Annotated in this window: 21 protein-coding genes; 10 read left to right on the top strand and 11 right to left on the bottom strand. The window is 64.8% G+C overall.

The window, feature by feature from the left end; translation table 11 throughout:
• Window positions 1–141: 141 nt before the first annotated feature.
• Both ccmB and ccmA read right to left on the bottom strand, forming a co-directional pair.
• Entirely contained in the window at window positions 142–813 is a 672-nt protein-coding gene (ccmB, locus tag OSH12_RS22695) for a heme exporter protein CcmB (protein ID WP_266345911.1), read from the bottom strand.
• On the bottom strand, window positions 810–1,430 hold the full coding sequence (gene ccmA / locus OSH12_RS22690; RefSeq protein WP_266345910.1) for a heme ABC exporter ATP-binding protein CcmA: 621 nt from the start codon (window positions 1,428–1,430) through the stop codon (window positions 810–812). The genes ccmB and ccmA overlap by 4 nt, the downstream gene beginning before the upstream one ends.
• 295 nt (window positions 1,431–1,725) lie before the next feature.
• Here ccmA and acnA point away from each other — a divergent pair, with 295 nt between their 5' ends.
• Window positions 1,726–4,416: an aconitate hydratase AcnA gene (gene acnA / locus OSH12_RS22685; protein ID WP_266345909.1), complete on the top strand. Its 2,691-nt coding sequence runs from the start codon at window positions 1,726–1,728 to the stop codon at window positions 4,414–4,416.
• Window positions 4,417–4,636: 220 nt separating this feature from the next.
• Window positions 4,637–5,398, top strand: coding sequence for a DUF1223 domain-containing protein (locus OSH12_RS22680; protein ID WP_266345908.1), 762 nt, complete (start codon window positions 4,637–4,639; stop codon window positions 5,396–5,398).
• Window positions 5,399–5,662: 264 nt separating this feature from the next.
• Here OSH12_RS22680 and htpG read toward each other — a convergent pair whose 3' ends face one another.
• On the bottom strand, window positions 5,663–7,567 hold the full coding sequence (gene htpG, locus OSH12_RS22675; RefSeq protein ID WP_266345907.1) for a molecular chaperone HtpG: 1,905 nt from the start codon (window positions 7,565–7,567) through the stop codon (window positions 5,663–5,665).
• 530 nt (window positions 7,568–8,097) lie between these two features.
• On the opposite strand from htpG, the gene OSH12_RS22670 reads away from it, so the two are divergent.
• Window positions 8,098–8,481 carry a DUF2794 domain-containing protein gene (locus tag OSH12_RS22670; RefSeq protein ID WP_380224585.1) on the top strand — a complete coding sequence of 128 codons (384 nt, stop codon included), beginning with the start codon at window positions 8,098–8,100 and terminating at the stop codon, window positions 8,479–8,481.
• Window positions 8,482–8,542: 61 nt separating this feature from the next.
• Here the strand turns inward: OSH12_RS22670 and OSH12_RS22665 are convergent, their stop codons facing one another.
• The 4 genes from OSH12_RS22665 to OSH12_RS22650 form a co-directional block, all read right to left on the bottom strand.
• Entirely contained in the window at window positions 8,543–9,085 is a 543-nt protein-coding gene (locus OSH12_RS22665) for a GNAT family N-acetyltransferase (RefSeq protein ID WP_266345906.1), read from the bottom strand.
• Between the two features lie 118 nt (window positions 9,086–9,203).
• The gene (locus OSH12_RS22660; RefSeq protein ID WP_266345905.1) at window positions 9,204–9,980 is read right to left on the bottom strand and encodes a Bax inhibitor-1/YccA family protein; all 777 of its coding nucleotides are present in this window, start codon (window positions 9,978–9,980) and stop codon (window positions 9,204–9,206) included.
• A 201-nt stretch (window positions 9,981–10,181) separates the two neighbouring features.
• Window positions 10,182–12,719, bottom strand: a complete 2,538-nt coding sequence (locus OSH12_RS22655) for an ABC transporter permease (protein ID WP_266345904.1) — start codon at window positions 12,717–12,719, stop codon at window positions 10,182–10,184.
• Window positions 12,716–13,447 (bottom strand): ABC transporter ATP-binding protein, encoded by a 732-nt coding sequence (locus OSH12_RS22650; RefSeq protein WP_266345903.1) that lies wholly within the window; start codon window positions 13,445–13,447, stop codon window positions 12,716–12,718. Before OSH12_RS22650 ends, OSH12_RS22655 begins: the two co-directional genes overlap by 4 nt.
• Before the next feature lie 113 nt (window positions 13,448–13,560).
• Here OSH12_RS22650 and OSH12_RS22645 point away from each other — a divergent pair, with 113 nt between their 5' ends.
• The 4 genes from OSH12_RS22645 to OSH12_RS22630 all read left to right on the top strand — a co-directional run bounded on the left by OSH12_RS22645 (window position 13,561) and on the right by OSH12_RS22630 (window position 16,238).
• Entirely contained in the window at window positions 13,561–14,184 is a 624-nt protein-coding gene (locus tag OSH12_RS22645) for an arylesterase (RefSeq protein WP_266345902.1), read from the top strand.
• Window positions 14,185–14,267: 83 nt separating this feature from the next.
• The gene (locus OSH12_RS22640; RefSeq protein WP_266345901.1) at window positions 14,268–15,317 is read left to right on the top strand and encodes an aldo/keto reductase; all 1,050 of its coding nucleotides are present in this window, start codon (window positions 14,268–14,270) and stop codon (window positions 15,315–15,317) included.
• 79 nt (window positions 15,318–15,396) lie between these two features.
• The gene (gene thpR / locus OSH12_RS22635) at window positions 15,397–15,951 is read left to right on the top strand and encodes an RNA 2',3'-cyclic phosphodiesterase (protein ID WP_266345900.1); all 555 of its coding nucleotides are present in this window, start codon (window positions 15,397–15,399) and stop codon (window positions 15,949–15,951) included.
• Window positions 15,948–16,238 carry a 4a-hydroxytetrahydrobiopterin dehydratase gene (locus OSH12_RS22630; protein WP_266345899.1) on the top strand — a complete coding sequence of 97 codons (291 nt, stop codon included), beginning with the start codon at window positions 15,948–15,950 and terminating at the stop codon, window positions 16,236–16,238. Before thpR ends, OSH12_RS22630 begins: the two co-directional genes overlap by 4 nt.
• Before the next feature lie 60 nt (window positions 16,239–16,298).
• On the opposite strand, the gene OSH12_RS22625 is transcribed toward OSH12_RS22630, so the two are convergent.
• The 4 genes from OSH12_RS22625 to OSH12_RS22610 all read right to left on the bottom strand — a co-directional run bounded on the left by OSH12_RS22625 (window position 16,299) and on the right by OSH12_RS22610 (window position 20,136).
• Complete coding sequence (locus OSH12_RS22625) at window positions 16,299–17,975, bottom strand: bifunctional diguanylate cyclase/phosphodiesterase (protein WP_266345898.1); 1,677 nt, start codon at window positions 17,973–17,975, stop codon at window positions 16,299–16,301.
• Between the two features lie 221 nt (window positions 17,976–18,196).
• Entirely contained in the window at window positions 18,197–18,382 is a 186-nt protein-coding gene (gene rpmF, locus OSH12_RS22620; protein ID WP_266345897.1) for a 50S ribosomal protein L32, read from the bottom strand.
• 152 nt (window positions 18,383–18,534) lie between these two features.
• Window positions 18,535–19,647 carry a 3-isopropylmalate dehydrogenase gene (leuB, locus tag OSH12_RS22615; protein ID WP_266345896.1) on the bottom strand — a complete coding sequence of 371 codons (1,113 nt, stop codon included), beginning with the start codon at window positions 19,645–19,647 and terminating at the stop codon, window positions 18,535–18,537.
• A 108-nt stretch (window positions 19,648–19,755) separates the two neighbouring features.
• Window positions 19,756–20,136, bottom strand: a complete 381-nt coding sequence (locus OSH12_RS22610) for a RidA family protein (RefSeq protein ID WP_266345895.1) — start codon at window positions 20,134–20,136, stop codon at window positions 19,756–19,758.
• Window positions 20,137–20,394: 258 nt separating this feature from the next.
• On the opposite strand from OSH12_RS22610, the gene sdhC reads away from it, so the two are divergent.
• From sdhC to sdhA, 3 genes are read left to right on the top strand one after another with little or no spacing between them, the layout of a single operon-like run.
• Window positions 20,395–20,793 (top strand): succinate dehydrogenase, cytochrome b556 subunit, encoded by a 399-nt coding sequence (gene sdhC, locus OSH12_RS22605; RefSeq protein WP_266345894.1) that lies wholly within the window; start codon window positions 20,395–20,397, stop codon window positions 20,791–20,793.
• A gap of 11 nt (window positions 20,794–20,804) precedes the next feature.
• Complete coding sequence (gene sdhD / locus OSH12_RS22600; protein ID WP_266345893.1) at window positions 20,805–21,176, top strand: succinate dehydrogenase, hydrophobic membrane anchor protein; 372 nt, start codon at window positions 20,805–20,807, stop codon at window positions 21,174–21,176.
• Between the two features lie 4 nt (window positions 21,177–21,180).
• A complete protein-coding gene (gene sdhA / locus OSH12_RS22595) occupies window positions 21,181–23,001 on the top strand; it encodes a succinate dehydrogenase flavoprotein subunit (RefSeq protein WP_266345892.1) in 1,821 nt (606 codons plus the stop codon).

Below are 23,001 nucleotides of genomic sequence, written 5' to 3'. Positions count from 1 at the left end.
GCCAGGGAGTTCTCTTGGTGGAGATTGCGGGCGGGTTTCGCCGACTCCAAGACGGAGTGCCCGCTGGACCCTCCTTCGAGGCTTCGCTCACGCGAAGCACCTCAGGATGATGGCAGAGGCCCGGGACGCTAGCGGGAAAACTCAGTCCATCCCGGCCCGCAGCGCTGCCGCGCCGGCGACAGGTCCGATCACGGCGCTGGCCATGGTCAGGGCCACGAGGATCAACATCGGGTTCAGGACCGGCATGCCGGTCGTCGTTGCCGCCGTTATCGTGCTGACGCCGAAGATCAGCACAGGGATGGTAAAGGGCAGCACCAGGATCGCCACCAGCAATCCGCCCCGGCGCAGCGCCGTGATCAGCGCAGCGCCGATCGCACCAATGAAAATCAACGCCGGCGTGCCGATCAGCAGCGTCAGCGTCACCAGCCCGATCGCCTGCGCGTCCATGCCGAGGATCAGTCCAAACACCGGCGCGCCCAGCACCAGCGGCAGGCCGGTCGCCAGCCAGTGGCCTATCGCTTTTGCGAGCACGATCAGTTCCAGCGGCAGGCCGGAGAGCATGAACTGATCGAGGCTGCCGTCGTCGCGGTCGTCCTGAAACAGCCGGTCGAGGCCGAGCAGGGTGGCAAGCAGCGCCGCGATCCACAGCATGGCCGGGCCGATGCGGGCGAGCAGCTTCATGTCCGGCCCGACGCCGAACGGCACCACGGCGACAACCGAAAGAAAGAAGATAAGCCCGACAAAAGCGCCGCCGCCCGCGCCCAGGGAGAGGCGCACCGTCCGTCCGATCAGGCCGAAAAAGAAGCCGGTCATGCGGCACCGAGCGCGAGCGTCGCGGTACTGGCGACGGGGAGGGGACGATGTGTCGCGGCCAGCGCCAGGCCGCCTTCGGCAAGATGTTCCGCCAGAAGGGCGCCAAACGTTTCTTCCGAGCGGGCGTCGAGCGCCGAGGTCGGTTCGTCGAGCAGCCAGATCGGACGCCGCACGACGAGCAGCCGCGCGAGACTGGCGCGCCGCCTCTGTCCGGCGGATAGATAGCCGGCCGGCAGGTCATCGAGGTGGTCCAATTCGACCTTTTCCAGCGCTTCCAGCGTCGAAAGCCCCGGTTTGCCGGCAATGCGCGTCCACAGCGCCAGATTGTCGAATACGCTCAAGGCTGGCTTCAAACCGTCCAGATGGCCGAAATAATGAGCGCTTTCGCTAGTCGTCGCGTCGCTATTTCGCGCATCGTCGAATCGAATCGTGCCGGAGGCGATCGGCAGCAGTCCCGCGACCGCGCGCAGCAGCGTCGATTTGCCCGCGCCATTGGCCCCGGTGACGGCCAGCAACTCCGTTGATGCGACGGCAAAGCTGATTTGGGAAAAAATGCTGCGGCCGCCGCGACTTACAGCAAGCTCGCGTGCCGAAAGCCGGCTATTCGCGTGGTTCATGCGCCGCTCCTGCCGGCCAAATCAGCCGGATCGGGGTGCCTTTGAGCAGCTTTGAAAGATTCCAAGCGCAGCGACTTTCGTTGATCTGGCTTCTCCTTACGAAATTCATTATAAGGCCTGCAACCCGGCGCGCCGGTCGCGCCGCGGTCAAGACCTGCGTCACCACCCCAGGGATGGACCGCGTGCAGAGACCAAACTCCGCCGCCTTCTTGGGTGCGCCTGACCGGGTCGGGCACGCTTCGTGCATCGACTTCGGCCATGCGTTTCCGCGACAGAAACGAGGACGAACCGTATCGTGAGCAACGAGCATCCCGACAGCTTTAAATCCCGCAAGACTCTCCAGGTCGGAGCGGAAAGCTATGTCTATTTCAGCCTGAGGGACGCGGAGCAGAACGGGCTTCCCGGTATCTCCACGCTGCCCTTCTCGTTGAAGGTGCTGCTCGAGAACCTGCTCCGAAACGAAGACGGTCGCACCGTCACCAAGAACGACATCCTGGCGGTCAAGGACTGGCTGGTGTCGCGCGGCAAGGATGAGCGCGAAATCGCCTACCGTCCCGCCCGCGTGCTGATGCAGGACTTCACCGGCGTTCCCGCCGTTGTCGATCTCGCCGCCATGCGTGACGCGATGGTCAATCTCGGTGGCGACCCCAAGCGGATCAACCCGCTGGTTCCCGTCGATCTGGTCATTGACCATTCCGTTATCGTCAACTTCTTCGGCAGCGCTTCCGCGCTCGGCAAGAATGTCGACGAGGAATACAAGCAGAACCAGGAGCGCTATCGCTTCCTGAAGTGGGGCCAGTCGGCCTTCGACAATTTCCGCGTCGTTCCGCCCGGCACCGGCATCTGCCACCAGGTGAACCTCGAATATCTGGCCCAGACCGTCTGGACCAAGACCGCTGACGGCGAGACCGTCGCCTATCCCGACACCTGCGTCGGCACCGACAGCCACACCACCATGGTCAATGGCCTCGGCGTACTCGGCTGGGGCGTCGGCGGCATCGAGGCAGAGGCGGCCATGCTCGGCCAGCCGGTTTCGATGCTGATCCCGGAAGTCATCGGCTTCAAGCTGACCGGCAAGCTGAACGAGGGCATAACGGCCACCGATCTCGTGCTGACGGTCACGCAGATGCTGCGGAAAAAGGGCGTCGTCGGCAAGTTCGTCGAGTTCTTCGGCCCCGGCCTCGACCACCTGTCGCTCGCCGACCGCGCCACCATCGGCAACATGGCGCCGGAATATGGCGCCACCTGCGGCTTCTTCCCGGTCGATGACGAGACCATCGCCTATCTCGACGAGACGGGCCGCAAGGCCGAGCGCATCGCGCTGGTCGAGGCCTATTCCAAGGCACAGGGCATGTGGCGCGAGCCCGGCCTGGCCGATCCCGTCTTCACCGACGTGCTCGAACTGGACATCACCTCGGTTCTGCCGTCGCTGGCCGGCCCGAAGCGTCCGCAGGACCGCGTGCTGCTCACCGACGCCAAGACCGGCTTCCTGGCCTCGCTCGAAGGCGAGTTCAAGAAGCCCGGCGAGGCCGACAAGCGCTTTGCTGTTGCCGATACCGATTACACGGTCGGTCATGGCGACGTGACCATCGCCGCCATCACGTCGTGCACCAACACGTCCAATCCGAGCGTGCTGATCGCGGCTGGCCTCCTGGCCCGCAACGCGGTCGCCAAGGGCCTGAAGTCGAAGCCTTGGGTCAAGACGTCGCTGGCGCCGGGATCGCAGGTCGTGGAGGAATATCTCGCCTCCGCCGATCTGCAGAAGGATCTGGATGCGCTCGGCTTCAACCTGGTCGGTTTCGGCTGCACCACCTGCATCGGCAATTCCGGCCCGCTGCCGGAAAACATTTCGGCCGCGATCAACCAGGGTGACCTGATTGCCGCCGCCGTGCTGTCGGGCAACCGCAATTTCGAAGGCCGCGTCAATCCGGACGTCAAGGCGAACTACCTCGCTTCGCCGCCGCTGGTCGTCGCCTATGCGCTGGCCGGTTCGCTGCAGATCGACCTGACGACCGAACCGCTCGGCACCGGTTCTGACGGCCAGCCCGTCTATCTCAAGGACATCTGGCCCTCGAACCGCGAGATCGCCAAGTTCATCCGCGAGAACGTCACCAAGAAGATGTTCGAGACGAAGTACGCCGACGTGTTCAAGGGCGACGAGAACTGGCAGAAGATCTCGGTTCCCAAGGGCGAGACCTACGCCTGGGACAACAAGTCCACCTACGTGCAGAACCCGCCCTATTTCGTCGGCATGCAGCGCAAGCCGGGCGCCATCACGGACATCGAGAACGCCCGCGTCCTCGGCCTGTTCCTGGATTCGATCACGACCGACCACATTTCGCCGGCCGGTTCGATCAAGCCCGCTTCGCCCGCCGGCAAGTATCTGTCGGACAATGGCGTCGCCGTGGTCGACTTCAACCAGTACGGCACGCGTCGCGGCAATCATGAAGTCATGATGCGCGGCACCTTCGCCAACATCCGCATCAAGAACCAGATGCTGGGCGGCAAGGAAGGCGGCTTCACGCTGCACGAGCCGGACGGCGTCGAGATGCCGATCTATGACGCGGCGATGAAGTACAAGGCCGAGGGCACGCCCCTGGTCGTCTTCGCCGGCAAGGAATACGGCACCGGTTCGTCGCGCGACTGGGCGGCGAAGGGCACCAATCTGCTCGGCGTCCGCGCCGTGATCGCCCAGTCGTTCGAGCGCATCCACCGCTCGAACCTGGTCGGCATGGGCATCGTCCCGCTCGTCTTCGAGGAAGGCGTCTCCTGGCAGACGCTCGGCCTCAAGGGCGACGAGACCGTGACGATCAAGGGCATTGCCGGCGATCTGAAGCCGCGCCAGATGCTGGATGCGGAAATCACCTTCGCCGATGGCACGAAGAAGGTCGTTCCGCTGCTTTGCCGAATCGATACGCTGGATGAACTCGAGTACTTCCAGAACGGCGGCATCCTGCAATACGTGCTCCGCAACCTGGTTGCCTGAGCCGAAATAGGTCGCCCTACGCGGTAATTTCGTGAAGGCCCGCGCTGCTGCTTTTTTAAGCAACAGCGCGGGTTTACGCTCCCTCGGAGCGGCTTCGACGGCGCCCTGTTCACGAGTGGTCACCCTTATTTGAATGGCTTCCGAATAAACGCCGACTTAATTTTGTCTGGGCACGCCTCGCGCGTTGCGGTGGCAGGACGGTCAGGACACGTATCAGGACATGTTTGTTCCTAAATCCATCTGGATCGTCCTGGCCTTCGGTTTGAGCGTGATGCCGGCGTTGTCGGCCTCCGCCAGCGACACGAAAGTCACGGCGGTTCTGGAGCTCTTCACAAGCCAGGGATGTGCGTCTTGTCCGCCCGCGGACGAGGTGCTGGAAGATTTTTCCAAGCGCGACGACATCGTCGCCTTGTCGCTTCCCGTCGATTACTGGGACTATCTCGGCTGGAAGGACACGCTGGCCAGCCATGAGTTCACCGACCGGCAGAAGGCCTATGCCAATGCCCGCGGCGACCGCCAGATCTACACCCCCCAGATGATCGTCAATGGCACCACCCATGTCGTCGGCAGCGACCGCACGGCGATCGAGGCTGTCCTCAAATCGAAGCCGCCGCTCGCCATTCCCGTGCAGATGGAAATGGTTCGCGACGCGATCCATGTGCGGGTCAGCGAGTCTCCTGGCTTGTCTATTCCGCAGGAGCGCAAGGCGACGATCTGGCTGGCGCTCTACAAGCGTCAGGTCGCGGTGCCCGTCCGCACGGGCGAGAACCAGGACCGCACGCTGCAATATTACAACGTCGTCACCAAGCTGCGCCCGATCGCCATGTGGCGGGGCGATGCCGTCGACGTCGATCTGCCGATGAGCGAGTACCATCAGGCCAATGCCGATGGCTGCGCCATCCTGTTGCAGTCGGAAACGGCCAATGGCGAGCCGGGCGAGATTTTGGGCGCGGCGTTTTCCGAAAAGGGCGCGGAGTGGTGAGCGCTCGGCGCCGTTCAGTGCATCAGCGGATATTCTGCCAGGACGCGTGGCGCTTCTTCACCTCTCCCTGAGGGAGAGGTCGGCTCGAAGAGCCGGGTGAGGGTTTAGGGAACTATCCGGTGAGGCCGTAAACCCTCACCCGCCGGCCTGCGGCCGTCGACCTCTCCCTCAGGGAGAGGTGAAGAAGCGCCCCATTTGCGCCGGGCGAAAACGAAAAGCGCGGGCGGGCCCGCGCTTTTCGTTTTCCTGCAGGAATGTCGATCGTCAGATGACGGTCTTTTCCATCAAGGCCGCCAGTGCCTTGGCGAATGCCGCCGGCTCGTCCGGCGCTTCGCCGTCGAGAATGCGCGCCAGGCCGAAGATCAGCGGTGCCGCCGCGTCGACGCGTTCGGCTGCCGTCCCGCCTGCCGCCGCCTGGGCGGCGAGGCCGGCCACCAGCGGGTGCGCAGGGTTGAGCTCGAGGATCTGGGCTGCCCGACCGCCAGCGCCGTCGCGGCTCGCCAGAATCTTCTCCAGCTGCCGGTCCGGGCCGAACTCCGGCGACACGAGGCAGGCGGGGCTCGTCGCCAGCCGGCTGGATCCGCGCACCTCGGAAACCTTGTCGCCCAGCGCCTGCTTCAACCGCAAGGTCAGCGCGGCGAGGGCTGCGTCGGAGGCTGGCTTCTCGTCCTTCTCGGCGTCCTTGGCCGCTTCGGCCTCCAGCACCGGGATCAGGTCGAGCGTTGCGGCGCCCTGCGTCACCGATTGGAACGGCTTGCCGTCGAAGCCAAGCGCCGTGCGGACCCAGAAGGCGTCGACCGCATCGGCGAGGATCAACACCTCGACGCCGCGCTTGGCATAGCCTTCCAGATGCGGACTGGCGGCAATCGTCGCCGCATCATCGCCGAGTGCGTAAAAGAGCGCCGTCTGGTTGGGACGGAAGTCGGCCACGATCTCGGCCAGGCTGCGCCATTTGTCGCCGCCGGTCGTCGTCTTGAAGCGCGCCAGCTTGAACAGCCCGTCGCGCCGGTCTGGCGCCTCGTAGAGGCCTTCCTTGAGCACGGCGCCGAAAGCTTCCCAGACCTTGGCGAAGCGCTCGGGATCGTCGGTCGCCAGCTTGTCGAGATCGGCGAGGATGCGGTTTGTGACGCCCTTGCCGATGGTCTCGATCACCGGGTTCTTCTGCAGCATCTCGCGCGACAGGTTGAGCGGCAGGTCTTCCGAATCGATGACGCCGCGCACGAAGCGCAGCCAGGGCGGCAGGATCTCCGCCTCGTCGGTGATGAAGACGCGGCGGACATAGAGCTTCACCTTGCCCTGGCGTTCCGGCTCGAACAGATCGAACGGCCGCGACGAAGGCACGAAAAGCAACACGGAATATTCCGTCCTGCCCTCGGCGCGGTAGTGGATGGTGACGGCGGGTTCGTCGAAGCGGCCGCCGACATGGCCGTAGAATTCCTTGTATTCCTCTTCCGTCACGGCGGATTTCGGTTTGCGCCAGAGCGCGCTGCCATCGGCGAGCGATTCCTCGGTGCCATCGGCGAGCTTGAGGACGATCGGCACCGGCACATGCGCGGAATAGGCGGTGACGATGCGCTCGATCGTCTCCGTCTCGGCATAGCTGGCATTGTCGGGGTTGAGATGCAGCACAATGCGGGTGCCGCGCGACGGCGCCTCGGAAAGCTCGGCCGGCTCGATCTCGTAGGCGCCCTTGCCGTCGGAATGCCAGCGCCACGCCTCGTCAGAGCCCGCCTTGCGCGAGACGACGGAGACGCTGTCGGCGACCATGAAGGCGGAATAGAAGCCGACGCCGAACTGGCCGATCAGGGCCGAGCCCTTGGCGTTCTCGCCCGCCTGTTCCAGGAAGGCGCGGGTGCCGGACTGGGCGATGGTGCCGAGATTGTCGATCAGCTCCTGCCGGTCCATGCCGATGCCATTGTCGGCAATGGCGACGCTCGGGGCGTCCTTGTCGGCCTCGATGACGATCTGGAAGGCGTCACCGTCGTCGATCAGCGCCGGATCGGACAGCGACAGGGTGCGCAGCTTCTCGCAGGCGTCGGCGGCGTTGGAGATCAGTTCGCGCAGGAAGACGTCGCGATTGGAATAGACCGAATGCACCATCATGTGCAGCAGGCGCGAGACTTCGGCCTCGAAGGAACGGGTCTCTGCGGCGGGTTTCTGGTCTGACACGCTTTCTCTCCGGAATTTTCGACGTCCCGGCCCGGGACGGATCGGCGGGCGGGGGACGCGATCGGCAACAGGCTCGCGCAAGCGAGGCGGCGCTGATATCGCCGGTTGTCGGTCCGGATTCAAGGGCGGAGGGCGTTCCCTGCCATACAGGCAAAGAAAAAGGCCGGCAGAGCCGACCTTGAGGTGCTTTTTTGGGAGGGGAACGCACTTCTCCGCCAACCGCTTTCGAAGGTGGTCCGGCCCAGCTGAGGACCCCGGGGGGCTGGGGGGCTGAGAAATTCCGAAGCCTTGGCCAAGCCGGACCGTTCGAAGCGATTGTTGGAAATTACTGGGCCAATGCGGCCGGTGCCGGGCCGAAAGAGGGCGGAATAAAGGAATTTGGGCCGTCTGACTTCACGGATTGTGAAAGCGACCGCGCTGCCGCGATGTCGTCTGCCGGCGCACCATTTGGCGGCCGCGCCTTGCCAGCGCCGCCGATCGGAGCGATCATGACAGCTCGATGACGGAGCGGCTCGCAACAGGAGGCGCCATTGAGCGAAGGTGAAGACAAGGCGATATCCGGTGGCAGCGCCACGCTGGTGTCGCTGAACCCACCGGAAACGGCCAAGTCCGTTCCCTTGATAGCTTTCAACCGGCTGGAACTGAACGAGATCCTGCGTGTCTACGGGCGCATGGTGGCGGCCGGGGAGTGGCGCGACTATGCGATCGATCATTTGCGCGACAAGGCGGTGTTCTCCATCTTCCGCCGTTCGTCCGAAATGCCGCTCTATACGGTCGTGAAGGATCCCGAGCTTCGGAACCGTCAGGGCGCCTATGCCGTGATCGCGACCGGCGGCTACATCATGAAGCGCGGCCACGATCTCCGGCAGGTGCTGGCGGTCCTGGATACCAAGCTCAAGCTCGTCCAGGGTTGATCATCCATGGCTGACGGGCATGTGCCTGTCAGAGGCTTTCCGGGTGATGGGTAGGCAGCCGTCACAGGCTCGGCGGCGTGTCGTTGCTGTCGCCGAGCGCCCGCTGCATCAGCACGCTGTCCAGCCAGCGGCCGTGCTTCCAGCCGACATTCTCGAAGATGCCGACAAGGCGAAATCCCTGCGCCGCATGCAGCCGGATCGAGGCTTGGTTGCCGGAATCGCCGATGACGCCGATCATCTGGCGGAAGCCGGCTGTGGTCGCCGCCTCGATCAGTTCCGCCAGCAATCGCTTGCCGATGCCGAGTCCCTGCGATTTGGGTTCGAGATAGATCGAATCCTCGACCGTCGAGCGGTAGGCAGGCCTTGGCCGGTATGGCCCGGCATAGGCATAGCCGAGGATCTCCCCGCCGCCTTCGGCCACTAGATAGGGATGGCCGCCATCCAGAAGCGCATCGTGGCGACGGCGCATTTCCGCTTCGTCCGGCGGTTCCAGTTCGAAGCTTGCCGAACCGTGCAGCACGCAATCCGCATAGATCGAGGTGATCGCGACCAGATCGTTGGCGGCGACGGGGCGGATATACAGATCGCTGGGAAGGGCTGGCATGGGGGCACTCGTAGGCTGGAAGCTTCAGGCGGCATGGGCTTGGCCGCCCGTTCGCAAAAAAACACAAAAAAAGGGCGCGGCCTTGGCCGCGCCCTTCGATCTGTTGGTGATACCCGCTCTAGCGGCGGTCGCCGAACAGGCGGAGCATCATCAGGAACAGGTTGATGAAGTCGAGATAGAGCGTCAGCGCGCCCATGATCGCCTTGCGGCCGGCAACCGTGCTGTCGTCGCCGACATAGTACATTTCCTTGATCTTCTGCGTGTCATAGGCGGTGAGGCCCACGAAGATCAGCACGCCGAGGATCGAGATCGCGAAGCCGAGCGCCGACGATCCGATGAAGATGTTGACGATCGAAGCGATGATGATGCCGATCAGGCCCATGAACAGGAACGAGCCCATTCCGGTCAGGTCGCGCTTCGTCGTGTAGCCGTACAGGCTCATCGCGCCGAAGGTCGCGGCGCTGATGAAGAACACCTGCGTGATCGACTGCGCCGTGTAGACGGCGAAGATCGAGGACAGCGAGATGCCCATCAGGGCCGAGTAGCCCCAGAACACGGCCTGTGCCTTTGCCGTCGACATCTTGTGAATGCCGAAGGAGAGCCAGAAGACCAGGCCGACCGGTGCCAGCATCAGAACCCACATCAGGGGACCTGTGTAGATGGTCTTGCCGAGGCTGGTCAGCATCAGGCCGTTTGCCATCTGGCCGACGGCCATGCTCGGATCGTTCGTCACGGCCAGCTTGAAGACGCCGAGCGCGGCCGCGCCGGTGATCATCAGGCCGATCGCCATGTAGTTGTAGACCTGCAGCATGTGGCTGCGCAGGCCCTGGTCGATAACACCGGTTTCGGCACGCGCTGCGCCAAACGGTGAGACGCGATTGTCGAAATCTGCCATCGAAGTCCTCTCCGAATAAAAAATCCGCGGTTGCGTTTGCCGCGAAACCCCCGTTTCCGACGCCCGGCATCGCAATCCCTACGGACCGGCCGGGCGACAAGCCCTCGGGGTGTCCAAGCGATATGGGCATCCCGATTGATCCGCGCAAGATATCCCGCGCGACCCAAGTAACGTAATCGTACGCGAAGCCGTCGGATGCGACTACAGGTTTCTCAAGACCGGGGCTGCCTTTTTGCCGAGCAATCGCCACGTTCCGGCGAGGCCCAGGCCGATGGTCAACGTGACGGCGATCAGGGCGGCGCCCAGCGCGGTGACAGGGAAGATCGCGAAGGGCTGGCCCATCACGCCGGCGACAACGCCCCAGGCGGCGAGCGAGCCCGCCAGCACGGCGAACACCGCCGTCGCCAGGCCGAGCAATCCGTATTCAAGCCCGAACGCGTAGAGCAACTGGCCGCGCGTCGCCCCCAGCGTTTTCAGGATCACCGCGTCGTACAGACGCTGCCGGTGTCCGGCTGCCAGCGCGCCCGCCAGCACCAGTACGGAAGCGGCCAGCGCGATCGACGAGGCGACGCGGATCGCCAGCATCAGCTGGCCGAGGATCGACGAGATGCGGTCGAGCGCCTCGCGGACGCGGATCGCCGTCACGGACGGAAATTCGACGCCGGCATCGCGCATCAGCTTCGCTTCGGCCGCCGGATTGGCCTCGCCCGGATGAGCGAGGGTGGCGAGCACGGAATAGGGCGCGCCGGCAAAAGCCGAGGGTGAGAAGACCATGACGAAATTGATCGCCAGGCTTTCCCATTCGACTTCCCGCAGATTGGCGATGGTCGCCGTAATCTCGCGGCCGAGCACGTTGACGGTGACGGTGTCGCCGGGCTTGAGGCCGAGGCCCCGCGCCGCCTCGCCCACCATCGAGACGAGCGGCGGGCCGGTATAGTCTTCCGCCCACCATTCGCCGGCCGACAGGCGCGAATTCTTCGGCATGGTGGCTGAGAAGGTGACGCCGCGATCGCCCTTCAGCACCCAGGCGACCTCGGGCGCGGGCGTTACCTGTTCGGCCGGGGTCTGGTTGAGCGCAGTGATCCGGCCGCGCAGCATCGGCACGCTTTCAACCGTCGAGCCCGGGATCTCCTTCTTCAGGAAGTCGACGAAGGCGGGCGCCTCCGAATTCTGGACGTCGAGGAAGAAGAAGCTCGGTGCTCGCTCAGGCAGGGATTGCGTCAATTGCCGGTGCAAATTGCCGTCGATCAGCGCGATCGTCACCAGCACGGTCAGGCCGAGCCCGAGCGACAGGACGACGGAACCGGTCAGTGCGCCGGGGCGATGAATGTTGCCGACGGCGAGCCGCCATTCCGTCGAGGCAAGCCTGGGGGCGCGGCGGGCGAGCGCCGTCACGCCCCAGGCGACCAGGCGCAGCAGTCCGAAGGACGCCGCGACGCCGATGACGAAATAGAGCGCGATCCGCTGGTCGTAGGCGAGCAGGATGGCGAGCCCGGCCAGCACGACCGCCGATAGTATCGCGGCGATCAGGAAGGCGATGCGGGGTCGCACCTTGCCGAAGGCGGCGCCATCGCGAAACAGCGCCGTCGGGGCGATGTCGCCGGCGCGGCCCAGCGGCACCAGCGCAAAGGTCAGCGCGGTCAGCAGGCCATAGAGCGCGGCATAGCCGAGCGCGCTCGGATACAGGCCCGTCTCGGCGCCGACCGGCAGCACGTCGGCGAGGAATTGCAGCGCCAATACCGGCACCAGGGCGCCGAGGACAAGGCCGATGACGACGCCGAGCAGCGCGATCAGCAGGATCTGGATCAGATAGATCTGGGTGATCAGATTCCCCGGCGCGCCGAGCGAGCGTAGCGTGGCGATGACCGGCCGCTTCAATTCCATGAAGGCGCCGACGGCATTGGCGACGCCGACGCCGCCGACGATCAGGGCGGCAAGCCCGACCAGCGTCAGATACTGCGCGAAGCGGCTGATGTTGCGCTTGAGGCCGGGGGAGGCGTCATCGCGGCTGCGCACCTGCCAGCCGGCTTTCGGAAGGTCGGTGTTCGCCGTCTCGACGAGGTTGACGACGGCGCTGTCTGGCGAGCCGTCCGGCATGCGCAGGCGGTATGTCCATTCGACGAGACTGCCCGGCTGGACGAGGCCCGTGGCGTCGAGCGTGTTGCGGGAAATCAGCAGGCGCGGGCCGAAGCCCAGCCCGGTGGCGAGCTTGTCCGGCTCATCGGCGATGGGGCCGGCGAGCTTCAGCTTGGCGGTTCCGACTTGCAGCGTATCGCCGATCTTGACCCCGAGCCGGCTGAAAAGCTCCGGATCGGCCAGGGCCGTGCCGGCGTTGAGGGCGGCGGTCGCGTCGACGGCGTCCCCGGCCTTGAGCGTGCCATAGAGCGGATAGGGGCTATCGACGGCCTTGATCTCGACCAGCGTCTGGTCGGAACCGTCCGCGAGCCGGGCCATGCCGCGCAGCGATGCGATCTCGGAAACCGCGCCATGCTTTTCGAGGAAGGCGCGTTCTTCGGGCGTGGCCTGTCGTTGCACCAGCGTGAAGGCGACATCGCCGCCGAGGATGGCCTGGCCCTGGCGGGCGAGGCCATCCGTCATGGCGCGCGACACCGAGCCGACAGCGGCGATCGCCGCGACGCCGAGAGCGATACAGGCGAGGAAGACGAGGAAGCCGCGAAGGCCGCCGCGCAGTTCCCGCAGCGCGAACCGGAGCGGGAGCGGCAAGCTGGAAGTTGTCATTCCGCAGCGCTCCGAACCGCGCCGGCATTCGCCTCGCGCGGATCGATCACGCCGGAATGGATACGGATCACCCGGTCGCAGCGGCCGGCCAATGCGTTGTCATGCGTGACGAGCACCAGCGTGGTGCCGCGCTCGGCGCAGGTGTCGAACAGCAGGTCGGCAATCTCGCGGCCGGTTGTCTCGTCGAGATTGCCGGTCGGCTCATCGGCGAAAAGGATGGCGGGACGGGCCACCAGGGCGCGGGCAATCGCCACGCGTTGCTGCTCGCCGCCGGAAAGGGCGGAAGGATAGTGGTTCATCCGTTGGCCAAGGCCGACCAGCCTCAACTCTTCCTCGGCGCGTGCAAAGGCGTCGGCGCGGCCGGCGAGTTCCAGCGGCACGGCGACGTTTTCCAGCGCCGTCATGTTGGGGATCAGGTGGAACGACTGGAAGATGATGCCGACATTCTGGCCGCGAAACCGCGCCAGTCCGTCTTCGTTGAGCGCGGCGAGGTTGGTGCCGGCGACCAGAACGCTGCCTTTGTCGACGCGTTCCAGCCCGGCCATCGTCATCAACAGCGTCGATTTGCCGGAGCCGGATGGTCCGACCAGCGCGGCGCTCTCGCCGGCGTCGATCGTCAGCGAGACATTTCGCAGGATGTGGACGCGAGCGGCTCCCGCACCGAGCGCCAATTCAACCGAAGAAAGCCGGATGACGGCATCGGAATTATTCGGGACATTATCAATCACGCGCGCGAACCCTATATCGTGCGACGGGCAGGCTCGTCGAACGGAGGAAGCCGTCGAACGCCGGCGTCCTGCCGATCGCGGCGCGTTCCGCTCAATATGGTGGCAAAACACAGATGATAAAGACCTTGGCGCTAGCTATCTCGCTGCTTGCCTCTCTGACGAGCGCCGCATGGGCCGCTCCGCTCCGTCTCGTCGTGCTCGGCGACAGCCTCTCGGCCGGCTATGGCCTTGGCCCCGGCGAGGGTTTCACCGATCAGTTGCAGAAGGCGCTGACGGCGAAGGGACTTGATGTCGCAGTCGTCAATGCCGGCGTTTCCGGCGACACGGCGGGTGGCGGGCTGGCGCGTCTCGACTGGTCGGTCGGGCCGGATGCGCAGGCCGTCCTCGTCGAACTCGGCGCCAACGATATGCTGCGCGGGCTGGATCCTGCGGTGCCCGAGCAGGCGCTCGACGCCATCCTCACCCGCCTCGGCGAGCGCAAGCTGCCGGTGCTGCTGGCTGGGATGCGCGCTGCGCCAAACCTTGGGCCGGACTACGCAAAACGCTTCGACGGGTTGTATCCGGATCTGGCCGCGAAGCATGATGCGATGCTATATCCGTTCTTCCTTGACGGCGTCGCAGCCGAACAGACCCTGCTTCAGGCCGACGGGATGCACCCCAACGCCGCCGGCGTCGCGGTGATCGTCGAGAAAATCCTTCCCGCCGTGGAGGATCTGGTCGCGCAAGCCAGGCGCTGACCAGTCTTACGCACGCCCTGCAGATTAAATCCGGCCATTCCACATCCGGCCTTGCCGCGTCAAAATTCTCGGAGCTTTTCGCCATGGAATATCGTTCGCTCGGACGGACTGATCTGCGCGTGTCCTCCATCTGTCTCGGCACCATGACCTGGGGCCAGCAGAACACCGAGGCCGAGGGCCACGAGCAGATGGACTACGCCTTCGAGCAGGGCGTCAATTTCCTCGACACGGCCGAGCTCTATTCCATCCCGCCGAAGCCGGAGACGCAGGGCTCGACCGAGCGGATCATCGGCAACTGGATGAAGGCGCGCGGCAATCGCGACAAGGTCATCCTCGCGTCCAAGGTGTGCGGTCGCAACGGCTTTACCTGGTTTCGGGACGGTGCGACGCCGACGCTGAGCCGTGCCCATATCCGCGACGCGATCGAGAAGAGCCTGAAGCGGCTGCAGACCGACTATATCGACCTCTACCAGCTGCATTCGCCCGACCGCCACGTGCCGCTGTGGGGCTCCAACCCGACGATCTACCGCCATCCGGAGCCCGCCGCCGACGAAGTGCCGTTCGAGGAGACGCTCGGCGCGCTGCAGGAGCTGGTTCAGGAAGGCAAGGTCCGGCATGTCGGCCTGTCGAACGAGACCGCCTGGGGCACGACGCGTTTTGTCGCAGCCGCCGAGGCCGGCAAGGGCCCGCGCGTGGTCTCGATCCAGAACGCCTACAACCTGCTGAACCGCACCTTCGAGGTGAATCTCGCCGAAGTCGCGATGCGCGAGCAGGTCGGTCTGCTGGTCTATTCGCCGCTGGCGCAGGGCTATCTGACCGGCAAGTACCAGAACGGCGCCCGTCCGGCCGGCGCCCGCTCGACGCTGTTCAAGCGCGGCGATCGCTATGAAACGCCGGGCGCGCATGAGGCAATCGACGCCTATCTGGCGGTTGCGCGCGAGTTCGGCATGGATCCGGCGACGCTGGCCGTCGCCTTTGCCACGACGCGCTGCTTCGTCACCTCGAACATCATCGGCGCGACCACGATGGATCAGCTCAAGGTGGATATCGCCGCGGCGGATGTCGCGATCAGCCCCGAGCTGGAGGCAAAGATCGACGCCGTTCACCAGTGGCGCGGCAATCCCTGCCCCTGAGACGTACCGGAAAGGGCTTTACAGTCGGCCGGCAAACCGCGAGTCTGATCTCCCGTCCCACCGATAAAGGAGGGCGATCATGCCGCGCCTGTTTACCGGTCTCGAGATCCCGGCCGACATTGCCCAACGGCTCTCGCTCCTGCGCGGCGGCATTGCCGGCGCGCGCTGGATCGACGCGGAAAACTTCCACGTCACGCTCCGTTTCATCGGCGATATCGACGATCGTACCGCCGATGAGGTTGCCGACGCCCTGGCGCGGGTGCGTCGGCGCGAATTCGACCTGGAATTTTCCGGCCTCGATTCGTTCGGCACCGCGAAACCCCATTCCATCGTCGCCCGCATCGCTTCGTCGCGAGCGTTGACAGAGTTGCAGGCCGAGCAGGAGCGCATCCTGCAACGCATCGGCCTGCCGCCCGAGGGCCGCAAATACACGCCGCATGTGACGCTCGCCCGCCTGCGCAACACGCCGCATCGCGACGTCGCGGCCTATCTCACCCTGCGCGGCGGCCTGCTGGCGGCAGCGTTTCACGTGACACGTTTTGTGTTGTTCTCATCCAAGGCGTCGACGGGCGGCGGGCCTTATCTGATCGAGCAGAGCTATCCGCTCGCCGAATATTCGGAGGCACGATCATGATTGCCAAACTCGACCCGGCCGAGCGCGCGGCAGCACTGGCGAAGCTGGATGGATGGGCGCTGGTCGAGGGCCGCGAGGCCATCACCAAGGTGTTCGCCTTCGAAGATTTCCAGCAGGCCTTCGCCTTCATGACGCGCTCGGCGCTGCTGGCGGAGCGGATGAACCACCATCCCGAATGGAGCAATGTCTACGGCAAGGTCACGGTGACGCTGGCGACCCATGTCGTCGACGGTGTGACGTCGTTTGACATCAAGCTTGCCGAGGGCATGAACCGGTTCGCGGGGTAGCTGCCGGGCTGCAAGGCATCGTTACGCGGCCGGGCAGGGCCGACCTTGGCAGGCAACCGCCTACTTCCACGGCAATTCCAGGCTCGCCACGCCGCAAAGGTGGCCCTGGATATGGCTGACGCCCCATCCGGCCAGCATTTGCGCGGTTTCCTCGTCCTGAACCCATTCGGCGACCGTCTCGATGCCGAGATCGTGCGCCAGCTCGACCAGCCGGCGGACGAAGATCTGGTCGTCCCGGCTCTGGGGCAGGGTGGCGATGAAGCTGCCGTCAATCTTGACGATATCGACCTTGAGCGCCCGCAGATTGCGGAACGAGGTGAAGCCGGCGCCGAAATCGTCGATGGCGAGGCGGGCGCCGACATCGTGGATCGTCGAGATGAAATGCGCGGTCTCGTCGAGACTATGGATGGCGCTGGTCTCGGTGATCTCGACGATCAGGCGCTTGCCCAGTTCCGGCTTTTGGCTGACCGTTCTGGCGAATTTCGACAGCCAGTCGGTTCCGGCGGCGGTCTCCGGCGAGACGTTCAGCGACAGATTGGCATCGGGATATCGGAGCAGGGTTTCCAGCACGCGGTCGAGCACGGCGAGGTCGAACAGCCGCGACAGCCCCAGGCGCTCGGCGATCGGAATGATGTTGCCGGCCGAGATGATGCTCCCATCCGGCTGCCCCAGCCGGAGCAGGGCCTCGTGGTAGACGGTCTTGCGGGTCGCGATGTCGACGATCGGCTGGTACGCCAGGCGCAGGCGCTGCTCCGAGAGGGCGCCAATCAGGCGTTGCGACAGGGCAATATTGGAAAGCCGCTCGGATTCGCGCCCCGCCGAGGGGACAAAGGCAACGAAACGACCACGGCCGCTTTGGCGCGCGGCGCCCAGGCTTTCCTGTACCCGCTCCATCGCGTCGTCGCGATTTTGCGCATGATACGGCAGGACGATCCCGCCGATCGACACGGTGACGGAAACGGCGCCGTCGGGCGTCGCGATGACATCGTCGCGGATGGCGGAGAGGAAGCGCTCCGCCGCGAACATCATCTCGTTTTCGTCGCAATGCATCAGGATCAGGCCGAGCTTGTGACCGGAGAAGCGGCCGATGACGTCGCCTTCGCGTAGCCTTGCCTTGATGCGGCGTGCCGCGGCGGCGAGGATGCGATCGCCCGCGCGGTAGCCATAGGCGCCGTTGATCAGATGGAAATCGTCGATGGCGATGACGAGGAGAGCCGCCGTCGTCTCGCTCTCGCGTGCGGCCAGAAGGGTCTCGTCGAGACGATCGAGCAGGTAGGTGCGGTTGAAGAGCCCGGTGACGTCGTCATGGCTCGACAGGAAGGCGAGCCGCTGCTCGCGGGCGTGGCGCTCGTTGATGACGCGCAGCACGCCCTCGACGCGCATCGCGATCTTCGTGCCATCGGCATACCAGCGGCCGGCATCCTCGATCCAGAGCATCGGACCGTCGGGGCCACGGGGGCGCAGCGCATATTCGAGCCGGTAGGGGACGCCGTTGCCGGTATCGACGCCGCCGAGGATGGCCTCTTGCCGCACCAGCGGACTCAGGTCTTCGACCATCCGCGAGAAATCGTCACCCGTGGCGATCGCCTCCGGCAAGGCGATGCCGAACACGGAAGCCGCGTCGCCGCCCCATTCGATCCGGTCGTCTTCCAGCGTCCAGCGATAGACGACCTCGCCAACTGTCGAGAGGATCGCCGCGGTGCTGTCGGGACGATCGGTCCCTAAATCGCCGCTCACCGCATTTTCCACGTTCGGATTCCCTAGCTCGAGACGATGTCCATTCTAGCAGAACGGACAAGGCGTGGGTCCAAAACAAGAACCGAGCAGTCCGCGAAACTTATTCCGCACCGTAACGACAACAACAGCAATTCGCGCAAAAGAAAAGGGCCGGCTTGAGGCCGGCCCTTGAATGTTCAACGATGGCTATAAGCCGGTAGGGCGCCGGGCGCCCCGCCGAATTACGCTTCGCTCTTCGGCGTCAGAACCTGACGACCGCGATACATGCCGGTCTTGAGGTCGATGTGATGCGGGCGACGCAGTTCGCCCGAATTCTTGTCCTCGGTGTAGGCCGGCTGTGCGAGCGCATCGTGCGAACGGCGCATGTTGCGCTTCGACGGCGACGTCTTTCGCTTCGGAACTGCCATTTCATTCTTCCTTCGTCATATGCCGTCGAACCGGCGGCGCGCCGCCCGGCAAGGGCATAGCAGTACAATCTGAATGCGGCCTTATACAGAGATCACCCAAGCTTGACCAGTCGGGGCCCGGCAAAAAGATTCGGCCGCAAGGCTGGCTATTCTCAGGCCGACAGGGTGTCGAGTTCCGCAAGGATGGCGGCGCCCATTTCCTTGGTGCCGACCTTGGTCGTGCCCTCGGTGTAGATGTCGCCGGTGCGCAGGCCCTTGCTCAGCACGCTGGAAATGGCGCGGTCGAGCAGGTCGGCTTCCTCGACGAGGCCGAAGGAATAGCGCAGCGCCATCGCGAAGGACGCGATCATCGCGATCGGGTTCGAAATGCCCTGGCCGGCGATGTCGGGGGCCGAACCGTGCACGGGCTCGTACATCGACTTGCGGCGGCCGGTCGTTGCGTCGGGAGCACCGAGCGCTGCCGAGGGCAGCATGCCGAGCGAGCCGGTCAGCATCGCCGCCACGTCGGACAGGATGTCGCCAAACAGGTTGTCGCAGACGATGACGTCATACTGCTTCGGCCGGCGGACGAGCTGCATGGCGCAATTGTCGGCCAGCACGTGCTCGAGCGCGACGTCGGCATATTCTTCCTTGCCGACCTTGGTGACGACCTGGTTCCAGAGCACGCCCGACTTCATGACGTTGCGCTTCTCGGCCGAGGCAACGCGGCTGGAGCGGGTCTTGGCCAGGTCGAAGGCGACGCGGGCGATTCGCTCGATCTCGGAGGTGGTGTAGAGCTGGGTGTCGACGGCGCGCTTCTCGCCGTTCTCCAGCGTGACGATTTCCTTCGGCGAACCGAAATAGACGCCGCCGGTCAGCTCGCGCACGATCAGGATGTCGAGGCCTTCGACCAGCTCGCGCTTCAGCGACGAAGCATCGGCCAGCGCCGGGTAGCAGATGGCCGGACGCAGGTTGGCGAACAGTTCCAGATCCTTGCGCAGGCGCAGCAGGGCCGCTTCCGGGCGCACGTCATAGGGAACGCTGTCCCACTTCGGGCCGCCGACAGCGCCGAAGATCACGGCGTCGGATTCCTGCGCCAGCTTCATCGTCGCTTCGGAGATCGCCTTGCCGTGCGCGTCATAGGCCGCGCCGCCGGCCAGATCCTGCTCATACTCGAACGACGCGACGCCGCGTTTGCCGAACCAGTCGATGACCGTCTTCACTTCGGCCATGATTTCGGTGCCGATACCGTCACCGGGAAGGAGAAGAAGCTTGTAGGTGGTCATGTCGCGGGTTCTCTTGTCGAGCGGGTCTGCGGGCGTGTGGATCGCGGGCAGCGATAGCGTCGCGAAAGCCTCGATGCAAGCCGATCCCGCGCATCCGACGCCGCGAGGTCAGGCTTTCAGCGCCGTAACCTCGATCTCGACCTTCATTTCCGGACGGATCAGGCCGCAAACCGTCATGGTCGCCGCCGGTCGTATGTCGCGGAAATAGGCGCCGACGACGAGGAATACGGCATCGGCAAAGGCGGCGTCGGTGACATGATAATGCACGCGCACGACGTCGCTGAGGGCGAAGCCCGCCTCGCCAAGCGCGCGCGAGATGGTCGCCATGGCGTTTTCCGTCTGCTCGCCAATGGCGGCCGGCATGGTCATGCTGGTGTAGTCATAGCCCGTTGTGCCGGCGACGAAGCACCAGTCTCCCTGCACCACGGCGCGGGAATAGCCGGCGGCCTTCTCGAAGGGCGATCCGGTCGAAATCAGGCGTCGGGTCATCGGATTCTCCTTTTGGCGCGGAGGGAATCGGACCGGAAGCGGGCGCCGCCTGGGTCGGATTTCCCTCGTGGGCCTCTGCAACATTGCCAAAACGCGCGATGATGGCAATCAGGGCTGGCGAATCGCAGGAAAAGCGGCCTGCCTGACCTTGCGTCACGCAAAAGACCGTTTTGACCGCGCCGCACAATGGGGTTAGAACCGGTCCAATCTCTCTACCCTAAATGCTTACGTTTACGTAAGCGATTGAGGATGAACACGATGTCGAATGCCGAGGCGAAGAAGAGCCGTCCGCTCTCTCCGCACCTTCAGGTCTATCGCTGGCCCATCACCATGACGGTGTCGATCCTGCAGCGTGTCACGGGTGGCGCGCTGTATTTCGGCACGCTGCTGCTCGCCTGGTGGGCGATCGCGGCCGCCGCCGGCCCGGGCCCCTTCTCCTACGTCTCGTGGGTGTTTGGTTCCTGGATCGGCCTTCTGGTGCTGTTCGGCTACACCTGGGCGCTGATGCAGCATCTGCTCGGCGGCATCCGCCATTTCGTCTGGGATTTCGGCGCGGGCTTCTCGAAGTCGTCGCGCGACAATCTCTCCTGGGCCAACATCATCGGCTCCGCCGTGCTGACGATCCTGATCTGGGTCGTGGCGCTCGCCATTCGCTGAGGGGCAATTCCATGCGTACACCGCTCGGCCGCGTTCGCGGGCTCGGCTCGGCCAAGGAAGGCACGGGCCATTTCTGGCATCAGCGTTTAACTGGCGCTGCTCTTGCCGTTCTGGCCATCCTGTTTGTCTTTCTCGTCATCGTGCTGGCCGGAAAACCCTATCCGGAAGTCGTCGCGGCGCTGGCGAATCCGTTCGTCGCGCTGCTGATGATCCTGATGATCGGCACCGGCGTCTGGCACATGAAGCTCGGCATGCAGATCATCATCGAGGATTACCTGCATGGCGGTCTGAAGATCGTCGCGCTGGTCGCCAACATGTTCTTCGCCGTCGCCGTCGGCGTGGCGACCATCCTCGCCTTCCTTAAAATCAGCTTCGGAGGCTGAAGCCATGGCTGAAGCCAACGCCAGCGCGTCCATCAACGGCCGCGCCTATCCCTTCATCGACCACACCTTCGACGTCGTTGTCGTCGGCGCCGGCGGCGCGGGTCTGCGCGCCACGCTCGGCGCCAGCGAGGCCGGCCTGAAGACCGCCTGCATCACCAAGGTGTTCCCGACCCGCTCGCATACGGTTGCGGCGCAGGGCGGCATTTCGGCAGCCCTCGGCAACATGGGCGAGGATGATTGGCGCTTCCACATGTACGACACCGTCAAGGGGTCGGACTGGCTGGGCGACCAGGACGCGATCGAATATCTGGTGCGCAACGCGCCGGCCGCCGTCTATGAGCTCGAGCATTTCGGCGTGCCGTTCTCGCGCACCGAAGAGGGCAAGATCTACCAGCGCCCGTTCGGCGGCATGACGACGAATTTCGGCAAGGGCATCGCGCAGCGCACCTGCGCCGCCGCCGACCGCACCGGCCACGCCATCCTGCACACGCTCTATGGCCAGTCTCTGCGCCATTCGGCCGAGTTCTTCATCGAATACTTCGCCATCGACCTGATCATGGAAGACGGCGAATGCCGCGGCGTCGTGGCGCTATGCCTCGAAGACGGCTCGCTGCACCGCTTCCGTTCGACCAAGACCATTCTCGCCACCGGCGGTTATGGCCGCGCCTACTTCTCCGCCACCTCGGCCCATACCTGCACCGGCGACGGCGGCGGCATGGTTCTGCGCGCCGGCCTGCCCCTGCAGGACATGGAATTCGTGCAGTTCCACCCGACCGGCATCTATGGCGCGGGCTGCCTGATCACCGAGGGTGCGCGCGGCGAGGGCGGTTACCTGACCAATTCGGAAGGCGAGCGCTTCATGGAGCGCTATGCCCCCTCCGCCAAGGACCTGGCCTCGCGCGACGTCGTTTCGCGCGCCATGACCATGGAAATTCGCGAAGGCCGCGGCGTCGGCAAGGCGAAGGATCATATCCACCTTCACCTCGACCATCTCGATCCGGCGCTGCTGCATGAGCGGCTGCCCGGCATCTCCGAGAGTGCCAAGATCTTCGCCGGCGTCGACTTGACCAAGGAGCCGATCCCGGTCCTGCCGACCGTCCACTACAACATGGGCGGCATCCCGACGAACTATCACGGCGAAGTGCTGAACAAGGTCGGCGGCGACCCGGACACCATCGTTCCCGGCCTGATGGCCGTGGGCGAGGCGGCCTGCGTTTCCGTGCATGGCGCCAACCGCCTCGGCTCGAACTCGCTCACCGATCTCGTCGTGTTCGGCCGCGCGGCGGCGCTGCGCTGCATCGAGACGGTGCAGCCGAGCCAGCCGCAGAAGGAACTCGCCAAGAATGCCGGCGAGGACTCGATCGCCCGACTCGACCGCCTGCGCTTTGCCAATGGCTCGACCTCGACGGCCGAGATGCGGCTCAACATGCAGAAGGTCATGCAGTCGAACTGCGCCGTGTTCCGCACCGGCGAAGTGCTCGACGAGGGCCATGAGCTGATCCACCAGGTCTGGAAGGGTTCGGATGACATCAAGGTCACCGACCGTTCGCTGGTCTGGAACTCGGATCTGGTCGAGACGCTCGAATTCGAGAATCTGATCGTCCAGGCAGTGGTCACCATGGACTCGGCGCAAGCCCGCAAGGAATCGCGCGGCGCCCATGCTCGCGAGGATTATTCGGCTCGCGACGACGTCAACTGGATGAAGCACTCGCTCGCCTACATCGACGCCGACGCCAAGACGGTGAAGCTCGACGACCGGCCGGTGCACACCTACACGATGTCGAACGACATCGCCTATATCGAGCCCAAGGCTCGCGTTTACTAA

Origin of the sequence: Kaistia terrae, from assembly GCF_026344005.1 — a bacterium.
GTDB classification, from domain to species: domain Bacteria; phylum Pseudomonadota; class Alphaproteobacteria; order Rhizobiales; family Kaistiaceae; genus Kaistia; species Kaistia terrae.
Note: the sequence above shows the minus strand (reverse complement) of the source record. Positions and strands in the feature narration are given on the sequence as shown.

Coding starts and splice junctions, on each gene's coding strand:
- ccmB (WP_266345911.1), bottom strand. CDS start 813: ATGACCGGCTTCTTTTTCGGCCTGATCGGACGGACGGTGCGCCTCTCC.
- ccmA (WP_266345910.1), bottom strand. CDS start 1,430: ATGAACCACGCGAATAGCCGGCTTTCGGCACGCGAGCTTGCTGTAAGT.
- OSH12_RS22680 (WP_266345908.1), top strand. CDS start 4,637: ATGTTTGTTCCTAAATCCATCTGGATCGTCCTGGCCTTCGGTTTGAGC.
- OSH12_RS22665 (WP_266345906.1), bottom strand. CDS start 9,085: ATGCCAGCCCTTCCCAGCGATCTGTATATCCGCCCCGTCGCCGCCAAC.
- OSH12_RS22660 (WP_266345905.1), bottom strand. CDS start 9,980: ATGGCAGATTTCGACAATCGCGTCTCACCGTTTGGCGCAGCGCGTGCC.
- OSH12_RS22655 (WP_266345904.1), bottom strand. CDS start 12,719: ATGACAACTTCCAGCTTGCCGCTCCCGCTCCGGTTCGCGCTGCGGGAA.
- OSH12_RS22645 (WP_266345902.1), top strand. CDS start 13,561: ATGATAAAGACCTTGGCGCTAGCTATCTCGCTGCTTGCCTCTCTGACG.
- OSH12_RS22640 (WP_266345901.1), top strand. CDS start 14,268: ATGGAATATCGTTCGCTCGGACGGACTGATCTGCGCGTGTCCTCCATC.
- thpR (WP_266345900.1), top strand. CDS start 15,397: ATGCCGCGCCTGTTTACCGGTCTCGAGATCCCGGCCGACATTGCCCAA.
- OSH12_RS22630 (WP_266345899.1), top strand. CDS start 15,948: ATGATTGCCAAACTCGACCCGGCCGAGCGCGCGGCAGCACTGGCGAAG.
- rpmF (WP_266345897.1), bottom strand. CDS start 18,382: ATGGCAGTTCCGAAGCGAAAGACGTCGCCGTCGAAGCGCAACATGCGC.
- leuB (WP_266345896.1), bottom strand. CDS start 19,647: ATGACCACCTACAAGCTTCTTCTCCTTCCCGGTGACGGTATCGGCACC.
- OSH12_RS22610 (WP_266345895.1), bottom strand. CDS start 20,136: ATGACCCGACGCCTGATTTCGACCGGATCGCCCTTCGAGAAGGCCGCC.
- sdhC (WP_266345894.1), top strand. CDS start 20,395: ATGTCGAATGCCGAGGCGAAGAAGAGCCGTCCGCTCTCTCCGCACCTT.
- sdhD (WP_266345893.1), top strand. CDS start 20,805: ATGCGTACACCGCTCGGCCGCGTTCGCGGGCTCGGCTCGGCCAAGGAA.
- sdhA (WP_266345892.1), top strand. CDS start 21,181: ATGGCTGAAGCCAACGCCAGCGCGTCCATCAACGGCCGCGCCTATCCC.